The organism is Pseudomonas sp. C8002 (genome assembly GCF_013385765.1).
Classification (GTDB): domain Bacteria; phylum Pseudomonadota; class Gammaproteobacteria; order Pseudomonadales; family Pseudomonadaceae; genus Aquipseudomonas.
In genome coordinates this window covers 99,267-121,048 of the sequence record NZ_JACAPJ010000004.1, presented here as the reverse complement: position 1 = coordinate 121,048, position 21,782 = coordinate 99,267, and the positions used below count along the sequence as shown (strand labels likewise).

Genomic DNA, 21,782 nt, shown 5'->3' with positions numbered 1-21,782 from the left:
TTAAAAATGTGGGAGGGGGCTTGCTCCCGAATACAGGCGTCAGTCGCTACATTCACTACTGACCCGCCGCTTTCGGGAGCAAGCCCCCTCCCACACTTTGACAGTGTTTCAGCTGGAAATTAGTGCCGCTCCAGCGCATTCACCAGGTCGTGGAACGCCTCGCGGTTGGAGTCGTTCAAGCCCATCAGGATCTTGTGGGCTTCCAGTACCTTGACCCGTACCACTTCCTCGGACTGGTCCTGGGACGGCAGGTCGGTCAGGCATTCCGGGCACGGGATCGGGCGGTCAACGATGTTGAACACTTGATCGAAGCCCATGGACTGCAACAGACGGGTGATGTCTTCGTGGGTGGTGACGACGGTCGGCAGCAGTCCGACCTTCTGCCGAGACAGAATGGACAACTTGGCCAACAGCCCAAGGGTGGTGCTATCGATGCTGCGGGTTTCGGTCAGATCGATCACGATCGCCGAGAAATTCAAGGCTGTGAAGATCCGCTCAATCGTCGCATCCAGCGCCGAACACAAGGTCAGGCGCACTTCACCGACAAACTTCAGGACAAACGTCCCGTCTTGCTCGGCGAATTGGATTCTTCCGGTACTCATCAAAGATTCCTGCTCAACACCAATAGGGCGATATCATCCGGCATCTCCCCTAGCGTGGCCAATCCAAAAACCTGCCGCAGGCCATCCAGGCTGCCGCCCGCCGACCTGACCCGTTGGGGCAAGGCGGCTTCTTTCTCTTTGAGTGTAGGCTCTGGCAAAAGGTCCAGGATACCGTCGGACATCAGCGTCAGGCTGAACGTCGGCGGCAATTCCAGGATGTGGTCTTCGTAGGTGGCTTCATTGAACAAGCCAACCGGCAAACCACGCCCTTCCAGGTAGCGCACACTGTCTGGAGTGTATAAAACCGGCAATGGCAGGTGACCGCCAATGCTGTAGGTCAAAAGACCTGTTTCTTCATCAATCACGCCGCCGACCATCGTCACGTGCTTGCCCAGCTTGCAGCTGATCAGGCCCCGGTTGATGTGGCCCAGCACTTGCGAAGGGGTGAACTCCGGCAAGGTGCCATTGCGCTTGGATTCGAACAACAGCCGTGTAGTCATGAACTTCAACAACACGGTCACGAATGCGGAGGAGGCGCCGTGGCCGGAAACGTCGGCCAGGTAGAACGCGACACGCCGCTCATCAACGCGGAAGTAGTCGACGAAATCACCCGACAGGTACAGCGACGGGATGATCTGGTGGGCAAACTTGAACTCGTCGATGCTCCACGGGCTCACCGGCAGCATGTTCATCTGCACCTGGCGACCGGCGTTCTGGTCTTCCTGGAGCAGGTTCAGGCTGGCTTCGAGTTCGCGGTTGGCGGTTTCGAGCTTTTCACGGTAACGCTGGTTTTCCAGCAGCAGCCGTGCACGATCCAGGGCACGACGCACCGAGTGCTCCAGCACAGCCAGGTCTTCCAGGGGCTTGATCAGGTAGTCGGCAGCGCCGAGGCGCAAGGCCTCGACGGCATCGTTCATCACGCCGGCACCGGACACGACAATCACCGGCGTCTGCGGGGCGATGTCGGTCACCTGGCGGATCAGCTCAAGGCCGCCCACCTGGGGCATGCGCAGGTCGCAGATCACAAGGTCGGGCTTGTCGCGCTCGAATACCTGGAGACCCTGGAGGCCGTTGCTGGCCTGCAGGACGCTGAAGCCACTGTCTTCCAAATAGGCCGCAAGACTCGCGCGCACTACTTCGTCGTCATCGATTATCAGCAGCGTGGCACTGGTTTTCTGCATGTGGGCAAACGGCGCCAGAATTAGGTTGGCGTAGGCAGCTCGACAATGGCCGGGCTTACTACTGGATTCGCTTTCTAGCCTCTCTGTCCTACAAAACGCCGAGTTATTGCCGACGCACAAAGGTAAAGCAGAGGTGCCCTTCTAAGGCGCAGACGGTACTCCCATCCGCCAGGGGTTTCAAGCTCACGGCGATGGTCGCCGGACGTCTTTACACCGCAAATCACCAGTAGTTATAAGAACGCATAAAACCGCGACTTAAAGTAAGCACGTAACCCACGGATAAACCTCGAATGCCGCCCACAAAAAAGGCGACCCGAGGGCCGCCTTCTTCTTTCAAGCCTGGGGCTTAAAAGTCGTCTACAACCTTGCCATCCTTGACCTTGAACTCGCGGTTCTGCAAGTAGGCGTTGCGGATGAAGGTGTATTTGTCGCCGCTGATCAGCTTCTCGGAGGACAGCAGGCTGGCACGCGTGTCGACGATATTCAGGCCGAAGGTGCTGTTGCGCCAGCCGATATCGTTCATGTAGCGGTACGGCTGGGTGTAGCTGTCCACGTATTTGGACGGCGCGTCACGCAGGGTGCTTGGGCCCAGCAGTGGCAGCATCACGTAAGGACCGCTGTCGACGCCCCAGTAGCCGAGAGTCTGGCCGAAGTCTTCGTCGTTGCGTTGCAGCCCCATTTTGGTGCCGACATCAACGAAACCCAGCACGCCGAACGTGGTGTTCATCAGCAAGCGGGCAGTGTCGACGCCTGCAGCGTGGGGCTTGAGTTGCAGCACGTCGTTGGCAAAGTTGCCGACGTCGCCGATGTTGCGGAAGAAGTTGTGGATCCCGTCCTGCACGAACTGCGGGGTCACGAACTGATAGCCTTGAGCCAATGGCTTGAGGGCATAGGTATCAACGGTATCGTTGAAGGTGAAGATCGGGCGGTTGACGCTTTCCCATGGATCATCTTCCGAGGCCGCCTGGGCTACGAAAGGAACCAGCAAAATACTCGCACATACGGACAGCTGAGCTAGACATTGGCTCCAGCGCATAGCTTGAACTCCTTGAATGGTCTGTCATGGGCGCTATGCCCTGAATGAGGCCGTCAGTATATGACGGAAGTGTCAGATTAGGCAGCCTTGCAGAAATGTCATTCAGCAAATGCACAAAATTCCTACAATTGCTGCGGGTGTAACTTGCTTGTCACCCAAGTCCGGTAGCGTCACTGCTATTTCAGGGACGTCGAAATGCCACACGCCGAGATTGTTAGTGCCAGCACCCCGTCCTTGACGGCCGTACTGTTCGGGCTTAGTGGCTGCCTGGTGGACTTTGGTTCCCAGGCCCGCGCCGATTCCGCGCCTTCCAGCGATACCCATGCCACTGTCGGCGCTCTGAAGATCCTGCGCAGCCTCGAAGAACAGCGCGTCCCTTGTGCATGGCTGGACGAGTTGCCGGCGTCGGTTTCCACACCGCTGGCCGCCGGGCTACCCCGCTGGATCAAGGCTGCCAAGCCCTCCTCCACCCGCTGGCCGGCGCCTCACGCCTGCTGGCAGGCCCTGATGGAACTGAATATCGAACGCCTGGAAGGCTGCGTCCTGGTCAGCGGCGAGCCACGCCTGCTGCAATCGGGGCTCAATGCCGGGCTGTGGACCATCGGCCTGGCGTCCTGTGGCTCACTGTGCGGGCTTTCGCCGCAGCAATGGCAAGCACTCACCGAGAAGGAACGCGAGCATAAGCGCGCCAAAGCCACTGTCGCGCTCTATGGCCTGGGCGTGCATTCGGTGATTGACCACCTGGGCGAACTGCAGACCTGCCTGGCCGACATCAGTCTGCGCCAGCTTAAGGGCGAGAAGCCCTGATCGAGATCATGCACAGTCGGCGCCAGTGGATTAATCTACAGGTCAGCCCATAGACCTTTCCCGGCGTGCCGCGGTCTATGCCAGTGCCTATCGATAAAAGGAAGAACGCCATGCCTGCCCGCGAACAACTGCAAGAACAGGTCAAAATTTTGCGCGAGCAATTGGATCAGAATCCAGAAATGCCCCTCGAACAGCGCGAAGAGCTGCGAGATTTGATTGCTGAACTGGAAGTTCAGGAGCCACTGGAAGGTGCCATTCAGGATCCAAGCATCGCCGACGGTGTGAACCTGGCCGTAGAACGCTTCGAACTGGAGCACCCGGGCATTGCCGGGACCTTGCGCAATATTGTGGTGACCCTGGGTAACATCGGGATCTAATAGTCGGACACCTATCAAATGTGGGAGCGGGCTTGCTCGCGAATGCGGTCCGTCAGCTGATACATAAGCTGGCTGATACACCGCTTTCGCGAGCAAGCCCGCTCCCACATTTGTTTTGTGTGAAGGCTACTGACGAGCCAGGCGCAGGTTCTGGAACTGCTGCTCTTCAGTACTGCGGTACGGGTTGATATCGAGCCCGCCACGCCGCACATAGCGCGCATACACCGTCAGTTTCTCCGGCTTGAGCAAGCGCTGCAGGTCGAGAAAGATCCGCTCCACGCACTGTTCATGGAAGTCCGAGTGCTGGCGGAAGCTCACCAGGTATTCCAGCAGGCTGGCATGATCCAGCGCCGCGCCGCGGTACTCCACCGCCACACTGCCCCAGTCAGGCTGGCTGGTCACCGGGCAGTTGGACTTGAGCAGATGACTGTGGACGCTCTCCTCCACCACGCGCGAATCGTCGCAACGCAGCAGTTCCGGGCGCGGGTGCTCGTAGTTGCTGACGGTAATGTCCAGGTCATCAATGCACACACCCGGCAACGCGACCACGCCTTCGGCTTCAACCTCGCCCAGGCTGCGGATGCGCACGCCAACGGGCTTGCCGGCCGCTGCACTCAGGTCGGCGCGCAACGTCGCTTCAAGGCTTTGCACATCGGCAAACGCGGTTTGGTTCAGCGAGTTGAGGTACAACTTGAACGACTTCGACTCGATGATGTTCGGCGAGTCGGCCGGGATACTGAATTCACCGATGGCCACCACGGGTTTGCCGGATGGCAGCAGCCAGGACAGTTCGAAGCAGTTCCAGAAATCCACGCCTTTATACGGCAGGGTCTCGGCACTCAGGCCCAGCTCGGCCCACTTGGCGGCGCGAGGAATCGGGAACAGCAACGACGGGGTGTAGGTGGAGATGTATTCACTGGACTTGCCCAGCGGCGAATGTTCGGCTGCGGGATGCATGGCGGAAACCTGGCTAAATAAACGCCGCCATTCTACCCGCCTTTGCCCGTCAATGGCTTACTGGCTGACGGTCAGCTTGCCGACCATGCCCGCCTGGTAATGCCCCGGAATGTTGCAGGCAAACTCCAAGCCGGTGGCCTTGGTGAAGGTCCAGGTCAGCTCGGCGGTCTTGCCTGGCTCTACCAACACGCTGTTGGGGTCGTCGTGCTTCATGCCTGCCATATCACCATGCCCCATCGCACTGTGGTCCATTTTGCCCATGCCGGTCGCCGTCAGCATGCCGCTGGCCTGCATCTGCAGCATCTCTTTCTGATGCGCTGCGTGCATGGCGGCATCGCCAAGGTTGAATTCATGAAGCAACTGGCCTTTGTTGACCAGCACAAAGCGCACGGTCTCACCGGCTTTTACATCAATAGCCTTGGGCGAAAAGGAAATATCCTGCAGTACCACTTCCACGGTGCGCGTGGCCTTGGCGGCGGGTGCAGCCTCACCGAAGGCGAAGGTTTCAGCCGGGGATGCCAGCACCGGAAGACTCATCGCCATCAGGCAGCCCGCCAACAACCAGGATTTACGTAAAAACATGCTCACACTCCAAAGGTTCGGAATCAGTCTGTGGGACACTTTACGAACGCGCCGCTGCCAGCCAGCTGACTGCCAGATTACAACTTTGTCAGCTTGAGCCGGCTGCCGGATGTGCGCGGTATAACGTCTGTGTTCCCGTAAAACCATGAGCCGCCCATGAAACTGCTGATCGTCGAAGACCAACCGAAAACCGGCCACTACTTGCGCCAGGGGCTGGCCGAGGCCGGGTTCAACACCGAGCTGGTGGCCGACGGCACCAGCGGCCAGCACCTGGCGCTGACCGGTGACTACGACCTGTTGATCCTCGATGTGATGCTACCGGGTCGCGATGGCTGGCAGATCCTCCAGGCCGTACGCAACGCTGGGCTCGACATGCCGGTACTGTTCCTTACCGCGCGAGATGCCGTGGAAGACCGGGTGCATGGCCTGGAACTGGGCGCCGACGATTACCTGGTCAAGCCCTTCGCCTTCTCCGAACTGCTGGCCCGGGTGCGCAGCCTGTTGCGCCGTGGCAGCAGCCCCCCCCAGGAAACCAGCCTGCAACTGGCCGACCTGCGCATGGACCTGATCCGCCGCCGGGTAGAGCGCGACGGCCAGCGCATCGACCTGACGGCCAAGGAGTTTTCCCTGCTGGAACTGCTGCTGCGCCGCCAGGGCGAAGTACTGCCCAAGTCGCTGATTGCCTCTCAGGTGTGGGACATGAACTTCGACAGCGACACCAACATCATCGAAGTCGCGATCCGCCGCCTGCGCCTGAAGGTCGACGATAACTTCCCCAACAAGTTGATCCACACCGTGCGCGGCATGGGCTACGTGCTTGAGGAGCGGTTCAGTTGATGAAACGGATTTCCCTGACCAGCCGCCTGGCACTGCTGTTTGCTGGCTGTACCGCCGTGGTTTCATTGCTGGCCGGCGTGCTGTTCAACCATGCCAGCGAGGCGCACTTTATCGAGCTGGACCAGCAGTTGCTCGACGGCAAGCTGATAGCGCTGCGCAGTACCTTGCAGGGTGCGGACACGCCCGAGCTATTCGCCTTGCGGGAAGTGAAGCTGCGCGACGAACTCAATCGCCAGCCTGACCTGGCCTTGCGCATCACCGCAGGCGACCAGCGCTGGTTCGACGGCGCCCCGGGCATCGCCCTGCCGCAGGAGCCTGGCCTGCACAGTTTGCAGAATGCCGGGACCGATTACCGCGTGTATAACGTGCCCCTGGTACCTGGCAATCTTGAATCGCCACAACTGACGCTGATGCTCGACATCACCCATCACCAACACTTCCTGCAACGCATGCAGCATCTGATCTGGCTGACCGTCGGCCTTTCCGCCCTGGCCACCGCCCTGCTCGGCGCCTGGGCCGCCCGCAGCGGGTTGCGGCCACTGCGGCGCATGAGCGAAGTCGCCAGCGGCGTGTCTGCCCACTCCCTGACCCAGCGCCTGCCCCAGGAACAAATGCCCGCCGAACTGGCGGAACTCGCCCAGTCCTTCAACGCGATGCTTGGCCGCCTGGACGATGCCTTCCAGCGCCTTTCGGCGTTTTCTGCCGACATCGCCCATGAACTGCGCACGCCACTGTCGAATTTGCTGACACAGACCCAAGTCATCCTCACGCATCCACGGGCGCTGGAGGACTACCGCGAAGCCCTGCACAGCAACCTGGAAGAACTGCAATGGATGGCGCAGTTGGTCAACGACATGCTGTACCTGGCCAAGGCGGACCATGGGCTGCTGGTGCCCAAGCGCGAAACCCTGGTGCTGGCGGACGAGGTGGAGGCATTGCTGGAGTTTTTCGCACCGCTGGCGGAGGACGTCCAGGTGCGGCTGGTTCGGGAAGGCAACGCCAGCACTTCAGGTGACCGCAGCATGTTGCGCCGGGCGATTTCCAACCTGCTGGATAACGCGTTGCGGTTCACCCCGCCGGGTGGCGAAGTCAGCGTGCGGATTGTCGAGGGGATGCAAGGCGTGACGCTGAGTGTGGAAAACACCGGGGAAGGCATTCCCGAGGCATTGTTGCCACGGTTGTTTGACCGGTTTTACCGGGCAGATCCGGCGCGTCATGAAGGGAGCAGCGAACATGCGGGGCTGGGTTTGGCGATTACCCAGTCGATTGTGCGGGCCCATGGGGGGCGGATTTTCTGTGAGTCGGGGGCGGGATGGGCGAGGTTTGTGATGGAGTTGCCGCAGGGGTATTGATGCAAGCTGTAGCGGCCCTTTCGCGAGCAAGCCCGCTCCCACATTTTGACCGAGTGCATTCAGGAAGAACGCGGTCAAAATGTGGGAGCGGGCTTGCTCGCGAAGGCGGTCTTAAGAATTACGAATACCTGAGGGCATGCGCCGGCTCAATCTTCGCCGCCCGATACGCCGGATAGATGGTCGCCAAAAAGCTCAACACAAACCCCGCCGAGCAAATCAACAACACATCCCCACCCTGCAACTGCGAAGGCAGGTTGCTGACGAAATACACGTCCGAACTGAAGATATGCTGCCCGGTGACCCGCTCCAGCCAACCGACCAGTTCACTGACGTTCAGCGCCGCAATCACGCCGAGGATGCCACCGATCAAGGTACCGACGATCCCGATCACCGTCCCCTGCACCATGAAGATCGCCATGATCTGCCGTGGCGTGGCGCCAATGGTGCGCAGGATCGCAATGTCGGCGCCCTTGTCGTTCACCACCATGATCAAGGTCGCGATGATGTTGAACGCCGCCACCGCGACGATCATCAGCAACAGCAGGCCGATCATGGTTTTTTCCATCTTCATCGCGCTGAACAGGCTGCCCTGGGTGTGGGTCCAGTCGTCGGCCTTGTAGTCGGCACCGAGGCTGGCGGCGATATCCGCCGAGACCTTGGGTGCGGCATACAAGTCTTTCACCGCCAGGCGCACGCTTTGCACCTGGTTCGGCTCCCAATGCTGTATCTCGGCGGCGTCGGCCATGTGGATCAGGGCCATGGAGCCATCCAGCTCCGCGCCCACCTTGAACACACCCACCACGTTCAAACGCTGCATACGCGGGGTGATGCCACCGGGCGCACTGCTGATTTCCGGTACGATCAGGGTCAGCTTGTCACCGACATTCAGGCGAAAACGCCGGGCGGTGATTTCGCCGATGACCACACCGAACTCGCCCGGTTTAAGGTCTTCAAGATGACCCTGGACGATATGCTGGGCCACAATCGACACCTTGCCTTCCTGGGCCGGATCAACGCCGCTGATCTCGATCGGCTGCATCGCGCCCTTGTAGGAGAGCATGCCGTCCATCTGTGTGAACGGTACGGCAGCAGTGACTTCCGGATTCTTCATCGCGGCATCTGCCACCGGCTGCCAGTCGCTGATCGGCTTCACGCCAACGATGGTCGCGTGGGGCACCATGCCGAGGATGCGTGAGCTCATCTCCCGCTGGAAACCGTTCATTACCGACAACACCACGATCATCGCCAGCACGCCGAGGGCGAGGCCGATCATCGAGGTCATCGAGATAAACGAAACAAAACGGTTGCGGCGCTTGGCGCGGGTATAGCGCGTGCCGATGAAAATCGATAACGGTCTGAACATTCGCGGGCACCGTTGAAAAAATAGAAAACCCGGCGCCGGGCGCCGGGCTTGAAACAGGTCAGATGGCGACCAGATGACCTTCCTGCAGGTGCAACACACGGTCCATCTGGCGGGCCATGCTCATGTCATGGGTCACCACCAGGAACGCAGTGCGCATCTGGGTGCTCAACTCCAGCATCAAGTCCTTGATGCCCTGGGCGGTGTGGGAGTCGAGGTTGCCGGTCGGCTCGTCGAGCATCACCAGGCCCGGGTTGTTGACCAGGGCACGGGCAATCGCCACACGCTGGCGCTCGCCGCCGGACAATTCAGCCGGCTTGTGCTCCAGGCGATGGCCCAGGCCGACGCGCTCCAGCAACGCCTGGGCACGCTGGCGTGCTTCCGGGATCGCGGTCTTGCCGATCAACAGCGGCATGCAGACGTTTTCCAGGGCGGTGAACTCGGGCAGCAAGTGGTGGAACTGGTACACAAAACCCAGCGAACGGTTGCGCAACTGGCCACGGGCCTTCTCGCCCAGGGCCGACAACTCTTCGCCGGCCAGCCAGACGCTGCCCTGGGACGGCGTATCAAGGCCGCCCAACAGGTTGAGCAAGGTACTTTTACCGGAACCGGAACTGCCGACGATCGCCACGCGTTCGCCCGGGTGCAGTTCCAGCTGCAGGTTGGACAGCACCACCACGGACTCCGGGCCTTCCTCGTAGGATTTGCCCAGGTTGCGGCAGCTCAGGATTGCTTTTTCACTCATGCCCGATTCACTCATAACGTAAAGCCTGCGCCGGCTGGGTACGTGCCGCGCGCCAGGCTGGATACAGGGTGGCAAGGAAACTCAGGACCAACGCGGCGCCGCCGACCATCAATACGTCCTGGCTCTGCACCTGGGACGGCAAGTAGTCGATGAAGTAGACATCGGAGTTCAAGAATTTGTGGCCGATCAACACTTCCAGCCCGGCGATAGCCGCGCTGACGTTCAGCGCGGCGAGAATCCCCACCACGGTGCCGATCAAGGTGCCGACGACGCCGATCACCGTGCCCTGGACCATGAAGATCGCCATGATCTGCCCCGGCGTGGCGCCAAGGGTGCGCAGGATCGCGATGTCGCCCTTCTTGTCGTTCACCACCATCACCAGCGTGGAGATGATGTTGAAGGCGGCGACGGCGACGATCAGCAGCAACAGCAGGCCGATCATGGCTTTTTCCATGCGGATGGCCTGGTACAGGTTGCCGTGGGTGCGGGTCCAGTCGCGGGCGTAGTACTGGTTTTCACCCAGGTGCTGGGCGATTTCCCACGAGGTACGCGGCGCGTCGAACAGGTCGTTGAATTTCAGGCGCAAGCCCTGGACCTGGTCCGGCTTCCAGCGATGCAGGCGGGCCAGGTCGGTCAGGTTGGTCAGGCCCAGGTAGCCGTCGATCTCACCGGCGCCGACATGGAAGATGCCGACCACGGTAAAGCGCTTCATGCGCGGGAACATGCCCGCCGGAGTCACGGTGACTTCCGGCGCGACGAAGGTCAGCTTGTCGCCGATGCCCACACCGAGCTTGGCCGCCGCCTTGTCGCCGATAGCGATGCCAAAGCTGCCGGGCGACAAGTCGTCCAGTTTGCCCTGCTGCATGAAGTTATCGATGATCGAGACATTGCGTTCCTGCGCCGGGTCGATGGCATTGAGCAGGACTTTCTGCACCTTGCCGTCGTTGGTCAACAGGCCCTGCATCTGGGTGAAGGGCGCAACCGCCAGCACTTTGGGGTTCTGCTTGACCTTCGCGGCCAGGCTTTGCCAGTCGCTGATGGGCTCACCCGACTCGATGGTCGCGTGGGGCACCATGCCCAGCACGCGGGTACGCATCTCATGATCGAAGCCGTTCATCACCGACAGCACCACGATCATCACGACAACGCCAAGGGCGAGCCCGATCATCGAGGTCAGGGAAATGAACGACACAAAATGATTGCGACGTTTTGCACGGGTATAACGCGTGCCAATAAATACGAAGAGAGGTCTGAACATGTCGGGGCTTGTTCGGAGGAAAAGAAGACGTCCTTGTGGCGGGGTCAGGTAAGCAGCTTTACACTCAGACCATCACCGCTGCCTTGGGTTCGCCATGTCGACATTAGATGAAGAAGATCGCCGCGAATACTACCGTATCGAGGACATGATCGCACTGGAAATTACCCCACTGTCGGGCCCGGAAGCGCTGAGCAAGGAAGTGTTGCTGGATGATTCGCCGCTGTTCAATCTGCTCAGCGAGTTGCACCTGAGTGAATTTGAATCCCAGCACTTGCTGCGCCAGATCGGCGAGCGGGACCGCACCCTGGCCGCCTTCCTCAAAGTGCAGAACAAACGCATGGATTTGCTCAGCCAGATCATGGCGCAAAGCCTGCTGGGCGAGATCGGTACGCCGCAGCCCGTGGTCATCTCCGAAGGCGGCATCGAGTTCCTGAACCCCACGGCGATCCAGCCCGACAGCCACCTGGCGGTCAAGCTGGTGCTGATGCCGCAAGCCCTCGGGCTGTTGCTGCGAGCCAAGGTGACCCATTGCGATGCCAAGACCGGTGGCTTTGAAATCGGCACGGAATTCGAAGCCATGACCGATGCCCAACGCCAGTTGCTGGCACGCTATATCCTGCAGAAACAGGCCCAGGAACGGCGCCTGGCGCGGGAAAAAAGCGACGAATCCGACACCTGAATACGATCATTGAATGGCGCGTCGCGTCATCCATCCAGCCAGGAACCCTGGCGTAAAGGAGCAACTGTGACCCTGATTTATGGCCACCGCGGTGCCAAAGGCGAAGCACCGGAAAACACCCTGACCAGCTTCCAGGAATGCCTCAAGCACGGCGTGCGCCGCTGCGAATTGGATTTGCACCTGTCCATGGACGGCGAGCTGATGGTCATCCACGACCCGACGCTCAAGCGCACCACCGACCGGCGCGGCAAGGTCGTCGAGTATTCAGCCGCCGACCTGGTGAAGATGGACGCGCGCAAAGGCGGCCCGGGCTGGGTCAACCCTTGCCCGATCCCGCGCCTGGAAGAGCTGTTCGAACAGTGCGACTTCGACCACTGGCAACTGGAAGTCAAAAGCGCATCGCGCACCCGCGCGGCAACCACCGTGCTGGCGATCCGGGAAATGGCTCAGCGTTTCGGGCTGATGGACAAGGTCACCGTGACCTCAAGCTCGCGGGAAGTGTTGAAAGCGGCGCTGGACCTCACCCCGGACCTGTCCCGCGGGCTGGTAGCCGAATACGCCTGGCTCGACCCGTTGAAGGTCGCGGCCAACTATGGCTGTGAGATTCTGGCGTTGAACTGGACGTTGTGCACCCCTGAGCGTCTGGAAAAAGCCCAGCGCCAGGGTTTGCACGTGTCCGTGTGGACCGTCAACGAACCCGCGCTGATGCGCAGGCTCGCCGACTTCGGCGTAGATAGCCTGATTACAGACTTTCCCGGTTTGGCCACTGCCACCCTCGGGAATTACTGAAATCGGTCTCCCCGGCCGGCTCAGGCCACCGGCCGGAGCCGCTCAAAAAAGCCGGTTGAGGCCGTCGTAGGCCGCTACCCGATAGGCTTCAGCCATAGTCGGGTAGTTGAACGTGGTGTTGACGAAATACTTGAGGGTATTCAGCTCACCCGGCTGGTTCATGATCGCCTGGCCGATGTGCACGATCTCCGACGCCTGATAGCCGAAGCAATGCACGCCGAGCACTTCCAGGGTCTCGCGGTGGAACAGGATCTTCAGCATGCCCTGGGGCTCACCGGCGATCTGCGCACGCGCCATGCTCTTGAAGAACGCCTTGCCGACTTCATAAGGCACCTTGGCCTTGGTCAGTTCGTGCTCGTTCTTGCCGATCGAGCTGATCTCGGGAATCGTGTAGATCCCGGTCGGCACGTCGTTGACGTAGCGCCAGCTGCCGTTGTCGACAATGCTGCCAGCGGCCGAGCGGCCCTGGTCATGGGCGGCACTGGCCAGGCTCGGCCAGCCAATCACGTCACCGGCACCGTAGATGTTCGGTACGCAGGTGCGGTAGTTCTCGTCGACTTCGATCTGGCCACGGCTGTTGACCTTCACACCGATGTTTTCCATGCCCAGCTTGTCGGTGTTGCCGGTTCGGCCGTTGCACCACAGCAAGGCGTCGGCCTTGATCTTCTTGCCGGATTTCAGGTGCAGGATCACACCGTTGTCCAGGCCTTCGACCCGCTCGTACTCTTCGTTGTGGCGCACGGTGATGTTGTTGTTGCTGAAGTGGTAACTCAACGCCTGGGAAATTTCCGAGTCGAGGAAGCTCAGCAACTGGTCGCGGTTATCCACCAGCTCGACCAATACACCCAGGCCGCTGAAGATCGAGGCGTATTCACAGCCGATCACGCCGGCGCCATAGATGATCAGTTTGCGCGGGGTGTGGCCCAGGCTGAGAATGGTGTCGCTATCGTAGATACGCGGGTGGTGGAAATCGATATCCGCCGGGCGATACGGACGCGAGCCGGTGGCGATGATGATGTGCTTGGCTACCAGCTTCTCGACCACGCCGTTGGCGCAGACCACTTCGACGGTTTGCTCGTCGGCGAAGCTGCCGGTGCCGAAGAACAGGTCGACGCGGTTACGGGCATAGAAGCCGGTACGCGAGGCAACCTGTTTGGAAATGACTTTTTCAGCGCTCTTGAGCACGTCCGGGAACGAGAACCAGCGCGGCTCACCAATGGCCCGGAACATCGGGTTGGTGTTGAACTGCATGATCTGGCGCACCGAGTGACGCAAGGCCTTGGACGGGATGGTACCCAGGTGGGTGCAGTTACCGCCGACCTGGCGACGGCTATCGACCATCGCCACCTTGCGCCCTGCTTTGGCGGCGTTCATCGCCGCACCTTCTCCAGCTGGGCCGGAACCCAGTACCACCACGTCGTAGTTGTAGACAGCCATGCGTACTCCTCAGAACAGGCCAGGGCGCACGGTTGGACGCCTGGCTAAATCATGCCGCGGCCAGCGGTCATGAAGGATCAATGTGGCTCAAGTGTGTGAGCCGGGGCACAGTCTATAGAACGCTCAACGTCGCGCACATTAACCCTTGGTCGCGTCGTAGGCCAGTTTTGCCTTTACTACACGGCGCTCGTTATTGAATTAACCTGTAGGCAAGCACCTTTTCAGGACTGGCCATTATGAAGCATGTCGTCATTTGTTTATTGCTGATGTTTTCGGTCCCGGTTCTGGCGAATGAGGCTGATCGCCTCAAACAAGCCGATTTTCCGCCGAAATCTCATCAACTGGTGCTGAAAAACCAGGCCGTCCTGACCTACCTGTGGGCAGACGTCTATGCGGCGGCATTGTTCGCCCCGGCTGACCTGAGCGCCAAACAAGCCCTGGATCAGCAAAAAGACCTGCGCCTGGAGCTGTATTACTTTCGCGATATCGACCGCAACGATGTGATCAAGGCCGCCACCGCCACTCTCGAACGTCAGCAAACACCCGCCACCCTCGCCCGCCTGAAGCCTGAACTGGATCAATTGCACAAAAGCTTCCGCAACATCCGCAGCGGCGACCGTTATGCGCTGGACTTCCAGCCTCAGCGCGGCCTGAACCTGGAAATCAACGGCAGCGTGGTATTCAGCAGTCGCAATGACGAACTGGCCAAGGCTTACCTGGGAATCTGGCTGGCACCAAAAGGCTTGTCCGACAGCCTGCGTAGCACCCTCCTCAACTGATCGCAAAAACCCTGTGGGAGCGGGCTTGCTCGCGAATGCGGTGTGTCATTGGCTCATAAGCTGACTGACACACCGCATTCGCGAGCAAGCCCGCCCCCACATTGGATTTTCATCACCCGGAGGCCTGCGGCAATTTGCCAGCTTGCTATCGGTTTTTTGTTGCCTGTGGTGGCTTATACACATATCGTTACAAAACTGTTCAGCGCCAGCCTCGTGCCAAGGCTTTAACAGCAAGGACGGTTGCGACCAGGGATTACTAATAAGATAGCCAAAATGAGTGCATGACATGTCCACTACAACGGGCAAGGGCAAGGCGATCTTTCGCGTTGTCAGCGGTAACTTCCTTGAGATGTTCGACTTCATGGTCTACGGCTTCTACGCCACGGCCATTGCCAAGACATTTTTCCCCACCGACAGCGCGTTCGCGTCCCTGATGCTGTCCCTGGCGACCTTTGGTGCCGGGTTCCTGATGCGTCCTCTGGGCGCGATTTTCCTCGGTGCCTACATCGACCGTCACGGCCGTAAAAAGGGCCTGGTGATCACCCTGGCGATGATGGCCGCCGGTACCATCCTGATTGCCTGCGTTCCCGGGTATGCCACCCTGGGCGTCGCGGCGCCGTTGCTGGTGCTGTTCGGCCGCCTGCTGCAAGGCTTCTCCGCCGGTGTCGAACTGGGCGGCGTGTCGGTGTACCTGGCGGAAATCGCCACTGCAGGCCGTAAAGGCTTCTTCGTCAGTTGGCAGTCCGCCAGCCAGCAAGCCGCCGTGGTATTCGCCGGCCTGCTGGGCGTAGGCCTCAACCACTGGCTCAGCCCGGAAGAAATGGGTGACTGGGGCTGGCGCGTGCCGTTCCTGATCGGCTGCCTGATCGTGCCGGTGATCTTCGTGATTCGTCGCTCCCTGGAAGAAACCCCGGAATTCCAGGCGCGCAAACACCGCCCTACCCTGCAGGAAATCGTCCGTTCGATCGGCCAGAACTTCGGCATCGTCATCGCCGGCATGGCGCTGGTGGTGATGACCACCGTGTCGTTCTACCTGATCACCGCCTACACCCCGACCTTCGGCAAGGCCGAACTGCACCTGTCGGACTTCGACGCGCTGCTGGTCACTGTGTGCGTGGGCATCTCGAACTTCATCTGGCTGCCGGTGATGGGGGCGGTGTCCGACAAGATCGGGCGTAAACCCCTGCTGCTGGGGGCGACTATTCTGGCGATCCTCACCGCTTATCCAGCGCTGTCCTGGCTGGTGGCCAACCCGAGCTTCAGCCATCTGCTGATCGTGCTGCTCTGGCTGTCGTTCCTGTATGGCTCGTACAACGGCGCAATGGTTGTAGCGCTGACCGAGATCATGCCGGTAGAAGTGCGCACCACCGGCTTCTCCCTGGCCTATAGCCTGGCAACGGCGACCTTTGGTGGCTTTACTCCGGCGGCGTGTACCTACCTGATCCACGTGCTGGACAACAAGGCCGCACCGGGCATCTGGCTCAGCGGCGCGGCGGTGCTGGGCTTGATCGCCACATTGATTCTGTTCAAGGGCAACCGGCATGAACTGCGTACCGCGCAGGCTTCGATAGTCGGCGGCGCTTGATAGGCCGCTTTCGCGAGCAAGCCCGCTCCCACATTTGAAATGTATTCACAAATCAAAATGTGGGAGCTGGCTTGCCTGCGATGAGGCCGGTACAAGCAACGCAAAAACAACAGACATAAAAAAGCCCCGAACCAGTCGGGGCTTTTTCATTTACCGCTGATGCTTAGCGCGGGAATGCTGGCGGGTTAACCCCGGCCATGTCTTCCATCACGCGAACCACCTGGCAGCTGTAACCGAATTCGTTGTCGTACCAGACGTACAGAACAACGCGGTTGTCTTGAGTGATGGTCGCTTCAGCGTCCACCACACCGGCGTGGCGCGAGCCCACGAAGTCGGTGGAAACCACTTCCTGCGAATTGACGAAGTCGATTTGCTTGTGCAGATCGGAGTGCAGCGCCATGTAGCGCAGGTACTCGTTCATCTCTTCACGGGTGGCGGCTTTCTCAAGGTTCAGGTTGAGAATGGCCATCGACACGTTCGGCGTCGGAACACGGATCGCGTTACCGGTCAGCTTGCCGGCCAGCTCAGGCAGGGCCTTGGCAGCAGCGGTGGCAGCACCGGTCTCGGTGATCACCATGTTCAGCGCGGCGCTACGGCCACGGCGATCGCCCTTGTGGAAGTTGTCGATCAGGTTCTGGTCGTTGGTGTACGAGTGAACCGTTTCAACGTGACCGTTAACGATGCCGAACTTGTCATTCACAGCCTTCAGCACCGGCACGATGGCGTTGGTGGTGCAGGAAGCGGCGGACACGATCTTGTCGTCAGCGGTGATTTCACCGTGGTTGATGCCGTGCACGATGTTCTTCAGCTTGCCCTTGCCAGGCGCAGTCAGGACAACGCGGTCGATACCCGGGCACGCCAGGTGCTGGCCGAGGCCCTCGGCGTCACGCCACACACCGGTGTTGTCCACCAGCAGTGCGTCCTTGATGCCGTACTGGGTGTAATCCACCTCAGACGGGTTCTTCGCGTAGATGACCTGGATCAGGTTACCGTTGGCGGTGATGGTGTTGTTTTCTTCGTCGATGACGATGGTGCCGTTGAACGGACCGTGGACCGAGTCACGACGCAGCAGGCTGGCGCGCTTGGTCAGGTCGTTTTCAGCACCTTTACGCACCACGATGGCACGCAGGCGCAGGCCGTCGCCGCCACCGGTTTTTTCGATCAGGATGCGCGCCAGCAGGCGGCCGATACGACCGAAACCGTACAGCACAACGTCGGTGCCTTTGCGGGCTGCGGCGTTTTGCTGGCCAACCACGTCGGCCATTTCTTCACGTACGAACTGCTCGGCGGTGCGGCCAGCGCCTTCCTTGCGGAATTTATAGGCCAGCTTGCCCAGGTCTACCGAAGCCGCGCCGAGCTTGAGCTCGCTCATGGCTTTAAGCAGAGGGAATGTTTCGTGGACGGAGAGTTCGCTATCGTCGGCAGAACGATGGCGAGCAAAGCGATGAGCCTTGAGAATCGCGATGACTGATTGGTTGATCAGGCTGCGGCCATAGATCGAGCTCACCACGTTGTTATTGCGGTATAGCTGACCGATAAGCGGAATCATCGCTTCAGCGAGTGCTTCACGGTCGATCCATTCACCAAGACACTGGTCGGGCTTCTGAGTCACGGGAACCTTCCACATGTAGGGGCAGAAAAAAGGGGCTACATTATGCCGCCCGACCGCCCTCGGAGCAATGCGCGGCCCGCAACAAAACCCCTTGCAAAAAAATATCGCCCCTCTGCAGCCCAGTAAATACGCGGCTTCCAGCGCACCCCCTGTTGGACCAATGTGACAAAGTGTCCGTAACCCTCCGAAACATACACCGATTTCGGCACTACATAATGAGTCAAAAGGCACCTTTGTTTGTCTTAGCCACTACATTTCCTACAAACCGTAATAGGCTCAGTCAGCAACTGACAGGCGGCACTCCGGGCCGTTACAATTACCGACTTTGTCGCAACGCTTGGAGCTCAACCTTCCGTGCCCGTTCTGCGTCTACCGCTTCTCCCTGCCGCGGCAGGTAAACAGCACTGGGGCAATCTGCCCGGTGCCGCCCTGAGCCTGGCCATCGCCGAGGCTGCCAGCGCTGCCAAGCGCTTTACCCTGCTGCTCACCGCCGACAGCCAAAGTGCCGAGCGGCTGGAACAGGAGCTGAGTTTCTTCGCCCCCGATTTGCCGGTACTGCATTTCCCGGACTGGGAAACCCTGCCCTACGATCTGTTCTCGCCGCACCAGGACATCATTTCCCAGCGCATCGCCAGCCTGTACCGCTTGCCGGAACTGGCCCACGGCGTGCTGGTGGTGCCGATCACCACGGCCCTGCACCGCCTGGCACCGACCAAGTTCCTGCTGGGCAGCAGCCTGGTGCTGGATATCGGCCAGAAGCTCGATGTGGAGCAAATGCGCACCCGGCTTGAGGCCAGCGGTTATCGCTGCGTCGACACGGTGTACGAGCACGGTGAGTTCGCCGTGCGTGGCGCGTTGATCGACCTGTTCCCGATGGGCAGCAAACTGCCCTACCGGATCGACCTGTTCGACGACGAAATCGAAACCCTGCGCACCTTCGATCCGGAAAACCAGCGCTCCATCGACAAGGTGCAGTCGATCAAGCTGCTGCCGGCCCGGGAGTTCCCGCTGCAAAAAGACGCGGTCACGCGCTTCAAGGCACGTTTCCGCGAGCGCTTCGACGTGGATTTCCGTCGCTGCCCGATCTTCCAGGACTTGAGCAGCGGGATTACCCCCGCCGGTATCGAGTATTACCTGCCGCTGTTCTTCGACGAAACCTCCACGCTCTTCGATTACCTGCCTCAGGACACCCAGGTGTTCTCGCTGCCAGGCATCGAACAGGCAGCGGAGAATTTCTGGAATGACGTGCGCAACCGTTATGAAGAACGCCGCGTCGATCCGTCCCGTCCTTTATTGCCACCGGCCGAGCTGTTCCTGCCGGTGGAAGACTGCTTCGCCCGCCTGAAAAACTGGCCGCGGGTAGTCGCCAGCCAGCAGGACGTGGATGCAGGCGCCGGCCGCGAGCGCTTCCCGGCGCAAGCGCTGCCGAACCTGGCGATTGAAGCCAAGGCCAACCAGCCGCTGGAAGCACTGTCGAATTTCCTCGGTGACTTCCCCGGCCGCGTGCTGTTTACCGCCGAGTCCGCCGGGCGCCGCGAGGTGCTGCTGGAGCTGTTGGAACGCCTGAAGCTGCGGCCGAAAACCGTCGACAGCTGGCCGGACTTTGTCGCGAGCAAGGATCGCCTGGCGATCACCATCGCACCGCTGGACGAAGGGCTGCTGCTGGACGACCCGGCCCTGGCACTGATTGCCGAGAGCCCGCTGTTCGGTCAGCGGGTGATGCAGCGCCGCCGCCGGGAAAAGCGCGCCGATGCCAACAACGATGCGGTGATCAAGAACCTCACCGAGCTGCGCGAAGGCGCGCCGGTGGTGCATATCGACCACGGCGTGGGCCGTTACCTGGGCCTGCAGACCCTGGAGATCGACAACCAGGTGGCCGAATTCCTCACCATGGAATACGCCGAGGGCGCCAAGCTTTATGTGCCCGTGGCCAACCTGCACCTGATCGCCCGCTACACCGGCAGCGACGACGCCCTCGCGCCGTTGCACCGCCTGGGCTCCGAGACCTGGCAGAAAGCCAAGCGCAAGGCCGCCGAACAGGTACGCGATGTGGCCGCCGAGTTACTCGACATCTATGCCCGCCGCGCCGCCCGCGAAGGTTATGCGTTTGCCGACCCAAAAGCCGACTACGCCACCTTCAGCGCCGGCTTCGCCTTCGAAGAAACCCCGGACCAGCAAACCACCATCGACGCCGTGCGCGCCGACATGCTGGCGCCCAAGCCGATGGACCGCCTGGTGTGCGGCGACGTGGGCTTCGGCAAGACCGAGGTGGCAATGCGCGCAGCGTTTATTGCGGTGCACGGCGGCCGCCAAGTGGCGATCCTCGTCCCCACCACCCTGCTCGCCCAGCAGCACTACAACAGCTTCCGCGACCGCTTTGCCGACTGGCCAGTGACCGTGGAAGTGATGAGCCGCTTCAAATCAGCCAAGGAAGTGAATGCGGCCATCGCCGACCTGGCGGAAGGCAAGATCGACATCGTCATCGGCACTCACAAGCTGCTGTCGGATGACGTGAAGATCAAGAACCTCGGGCTGGTGATCATCGACGAAGAGCACCGCTTCGGGGTTCGCCAGAAAGAACAGCTCAAGGCCCTGCGCAGTGAAGTCGACATCCTGACTCTCACCGCCACGCCGATTCCGCGCACGCTGAACATGGCGGTGTCGGGCATGCGCGACCTGTCGATCATCGCCACGCCGCCGGCGCGCCGGTTGTCGGTGCGCACCTTCGTCATGGAGCAGAACAAAAGCACGGTCAAGGAAGCCCTGCTGCGCGAGTTGCTGCGCGGCGGCCAGGTGTACTACCTGCACAACGATGTAAAAACCATCGAGAAATGCGCCGCCGACCTCGCCGAACTGGTGCCGGAAGCACGGATCGCCATCGGCCACGGGCAGATGCGCGAGCGCGAACTCGAACAGGTAATGAGCGACTTCTATCACAAGCGCTTCAACGTGCTGATCGCCTCGACCATCATCGAGACCGGCATCGACGTGCCGAGCGCCAACACCATCATCATCGAGCGCGCCGACAAGTTCGGCCTGGCGCAGCTGCATCAGTTGCGCGGCCGGGTCGGGCGCAGCCACCACCAGGCGTATGCCTATCTGCTGACGCCGCCGCGCCAGCAGATCACTTCCGACGCCGAGAAGCGCCTGGAAGCGATCGCCAACACCCAGGACCTCGGCGCCGGCTTTGTGCTGGCCACCAACGACCTGGAAATCCGCGGCGCCGGCGAACTGCTGGGCGACGGCCAGAGCGGGCAGATCCAGGCCGTCGGCTTCACCCTGTATATGGAAATGCTCGAGCGCGCGGTGAAGTCCATCCGCAAGGGCGAACAACCGAACCTCGACCAACCGCTGGGTGGCGGCCCGGAGATCAACCTGCGCCTGCCGGCGCTGATCCCCGAAGACTACCTGCCGGATGTGCACGCGCGACTGATCCTGTACAAGCGCATCGCCTCGGCCACCGACGAAGAAGGTCTCAAGGACCTTCAAGTGGAGATGATCGATCGCTTCGGCCTGTTGCCGGAGCCGACCAAGAACCTGGTGCGCCTGACCCTGCTCAAACTGCAGGCCGAGCAACTGGGCATCAAGAAGGTCGACGCCGGGCCGCAAGGTGGGCGTATCGAATTCGAAGCGCAGACGCCGGTGGACCCACTGGTGCTGATCAAGCTGATTCAGGGCCAGCCCAATCGCTACAAGTTCGAAGGGGCTACGCTGTTCAAATTCATGGTGCCGATGGAACGCGCCGAAGAACGCTTTAATACACTGGAGGCGCTGTTTGAGCGCCTCATCCCGAAATCTGCTTGAAGG

19 protein-coding genes are annotated in these 21,782 nt (G+C 60.6%); 9 read left to right on the top strand and 10 right to left on the bottom strand.

Features of this window, described 5'->3' with window-relative positions:
* Positions 1–119: 119 nt before the first annotated feature.
* The 3 genes from rssC to HX814_RS05920 form a co-directional block, all read right to left on the bottom strand.
* Positions 120–602 carry an anti-sigma factor antagonist RssC gene (rssC, locus tag HX814_RS05930; RefSeq protein ID WP_003218919.1) on the bottom strand — a complete coding sequence of 161 codons (483 nt, stop codon included), beginning with the start codon at positions 600–602 and terminating at the stop codon, positions 120–122.
* Entirely contained in the window at positions 602–1,783 is a 1,182-nt protein-coding gene (gene rssB, locus HX814_RS05925) for a two-component system response regulator RssB (protein WP_003218921.1), read from the bottom strand. The genes rssC and rssB overlap by 1 nt, the downstream gene beginning before the upstream one ends.
* 346 nt (positions 1,784–2,129) lie before the next feature.
* Positions 2,130–2,819: a VacJ family lipoprotein gene (locus HX814_RS05920; protein WP_008437615.1), complete on the bottom strand. Its 690-nt coding sequence runs from the start codon at positions 2,817–2,819 to the stop codon at positions 2,130–2,132.
* Positions 2,820–3,014: 195 nt separating this feature from the next.
* Here HX814_RS05920 and HX814_RS05915 point away from each other — a divergent pair, with 195 nt between their 5' ends.
* Both HX814_RS05915 and HX814_RS05910 read left to right on the top strand, forming a co-directional pair.
* Positions 3,015–3,626, top strand: a complete 612-nt coding sequence (locus tag HX814_RS05915; protein ID WP_008437613.1) for a hypothetical protein — start codon at positions 3,015–3,017, stop codon at positions 3,624–3,626.
* A 110-nt stretch (positions 3,627–3,736) separates the two neighbouring features.
* Entirely contained in the window at positions 3,737–4,003 is a 267-nt protein-coding gene (locus tag HX814_RS05910; RefSeq protein WP_008437612.1) for a DUF4404 family protein, read from the top strand.
* 126 nt (positions 4,004–4,129) lie between these two features.
* Here HX814_RS05910 and queF read toward each other — a convergent pair whose 3' ends face one another.
* Entirely contained in the window at positions 4,130–4,960 is an 831-nt protein-coding gene (gene queF, locus HX814_RS05905; protein ID WP_008437611.1) for an NADPH-dependent 7-cyano-7-deazaguanine reductase QueF, read from the bottom strand.
* A 57-nt stretch (positions 4,961–5,017) separates the two neighbouring features.
* The gene (locus HX814_RS05900) at positions 5,018–5,542 is read right to left on the bottom strand and encodes a plastocyanin/azurin family copper-binding protein (RefSeq protein WP_003218934.1); all 525 of its coding nucleotides are present in this window, start codon (positions 5,540–5,542) and stop codon (positions 5,018–5,020) included.
* Positions 5,543–5,698: 156 nt separating this feature from the next.
* Between HX814_RS05900 and HX814_RS05895 the strand changes: the two genes are divergently transcribed.
* Complete coding sequence (locus HX814_RS05895) at positions 5,699–6,379, top strand: heavy metal response regulator transcription factor (RefSeq protein WP_003218936.1); 681 nt, start codon at positions 5,699–5,701, stop codon at positions 6,377–6,379.
* Complete coding sequence (locus HX814_RS05890) at positions 6,379–7,731, top strand: heavy metal sensor histidine kinase (protein ID WP_177008115.1); 1,353 nt, start codon at positions 6,379–6,381, stop codon at positions 7,729–7,731. Before HX814_RS05895 ends, HX814_RS05890 begins: the two co-directional genes overlap by 1 nt.
* A 118-nt stretch (positions 7,732–7,849) precedes the next feature.
* On the opposite strand, the gene HX814_RS05885 is transcribed toward HX814_RS05890, so the two are convergent.
* The 3 genes from HX814_RS05885 to HX814_RS05875 are packed head-to-tail and all read right to left on the bottom strand — an operon-like array spanning position 7,850 to position 11,094.
* The gene (locus HX814_RS05885; protein ID WP_003218940.1) at positions 7,850–9,094 is read right to left on the bottom strand and encodes a lipoprotein-releasing ABC transporter permease subunit; all 1,245 of its coding nucleotides are present in this window, start codon (positions 9,092–9,094) and stop codon (positions 7,850–7,852) included.
* 58 nt (positions 9,095–9,152) lie between these two features.
* On the bottom strand, positions 9,153–9,836 hold the full coding sequence (lolD, locus tag HX814_RS05880; protein WP_003218941.1) for a lipoprotein-releasing ABC transporter ATP-binding protein LolD: 684 nt from the start codon (positions 9,834–9,836) through the stop codon (positions 9,153–9,155).
* A 7-nt stretch (positions 9,837–9,843) separates the two neighbouring features.
* The gene (locus HX814_RS05875) at positions 9,844–11,094 is read right to left on the bottom strand and encodes a lipoprotein-releasing ABC transporter permease subunit (RefSeq protein ID WP_003218943.1); all 1,251 of its coding nucleotides are present in this window, start codon (positions 11,092–11,094) and stop codon (positions 9,844–9,846) included.
* Positions 11,095–11,188: 94 nt separating this feature from the next.
* Between HX814_RS05875 and HX814_RS05870 the strand changes: the two genes are divergently transcribed.
* Together HX814_RS05870 and HX814_RS05865 are read left to right on the top strand one after the other, a co-directional pair.
* A complete protein-coding gene (locus HX814_RS05870) occupies positions 11,189–11,773 on the top strand; it encodes a PilZ domain-containing protein (RefSeq protein ID WP_003218944.1) in 585 nt (194 codons plus the stop codon).
* Positions 11,774–11,839: 66 nt separating this feature from the next.
* Complete coding sequence (locus HX814_RS05865) at positions 11,840–12,562, top strand: glycerophosphodiester phosphodiesterase family protein (RefSeq protein ID WP_003218946.1); 723 nt, start codon at positions 11,840–11,842, stop codon at positions 12,560–12,562.
* Positions 12,563–12,604: 42 nt separating this feature from the next.
* Here HX814_RS05865 and sthA read toward each other — a convergent pair whose 3' ends face one another.
* Positions 12,605–13,999, bottom strand: coding sequence for a Si-specific NAD(P)(+) transhydrogenase (sthA, locus tag HX814_RS05860; RefSeq protein ID WP_003218947.1), 1,395 nt, complete (start codon positions 13,997–13,999; stop codon positions 12,605–12,607).
* A 236-nt stretch (positions 14,000–14,235) separates the two neighbouring features.
* On the opposite strand from sthA, the gene HX814_RS05855 reads away from it, so the two are divergent.
* Positions 14,236–14,778, top strand: a complete 543-nt coding sequence (locus tag HX814_RS05855) for a chalcone isomerase family protein (RefSeq protein ID WP_177008116.1) — start codon at positions 14,236–14,238, stop codon at positions 14,776–14,778.
* A 286-nt stretch (positions 14,779–15,064) separates the two neighbouring features.
* Positions 15,065–16,363 (top strand): MFS transporter, encoded by a 1,299-nt coding sequence (locus HX814_RS05850; protein ID WP_177008117.1) that lies wholly within the window; start codon positions 15,065–15,067, stop codon positions 16,361–16,363.
* Positions 16,364–16,526: 163 nt separating this feature from the next.
* On the opposite strand, the gene HX814_RS05845 is transcribed toward HX814_RS05850, so the two are convergent.
* Positions 16,527–17,990 (bottom strand): glyceraldehyde-3-phosphate dehydrogenase, encoded by a 1,464-nt coding sequence (locus tag HX814_RS05845; protein WP_023659083.1) that lies wholly within the window; start codon positions 17,988–17,990, stop codon positions 16,527–16,529.
* A gap of 339 nt (positions 17,991–18,329) precedes the next feature.
* Here HX814_RS05845 and mfd point away from each other — a divergent pair, with 339 nt between their 5' ends.
* Positions 18,330–21,779 (top strand): transcription-repair coupling factor, encoded by a 3,450-nt coding sequence (gene mfd / locus HX814_RS05840; protein WP_003218956.1) that lies wholly within the window; start codon positions 18,330–18,332, stop codon positions 21,777–21,779.
* The last annotated feature ends 3 nt before the right edge of the window (positions 21,780–21,782 follow it).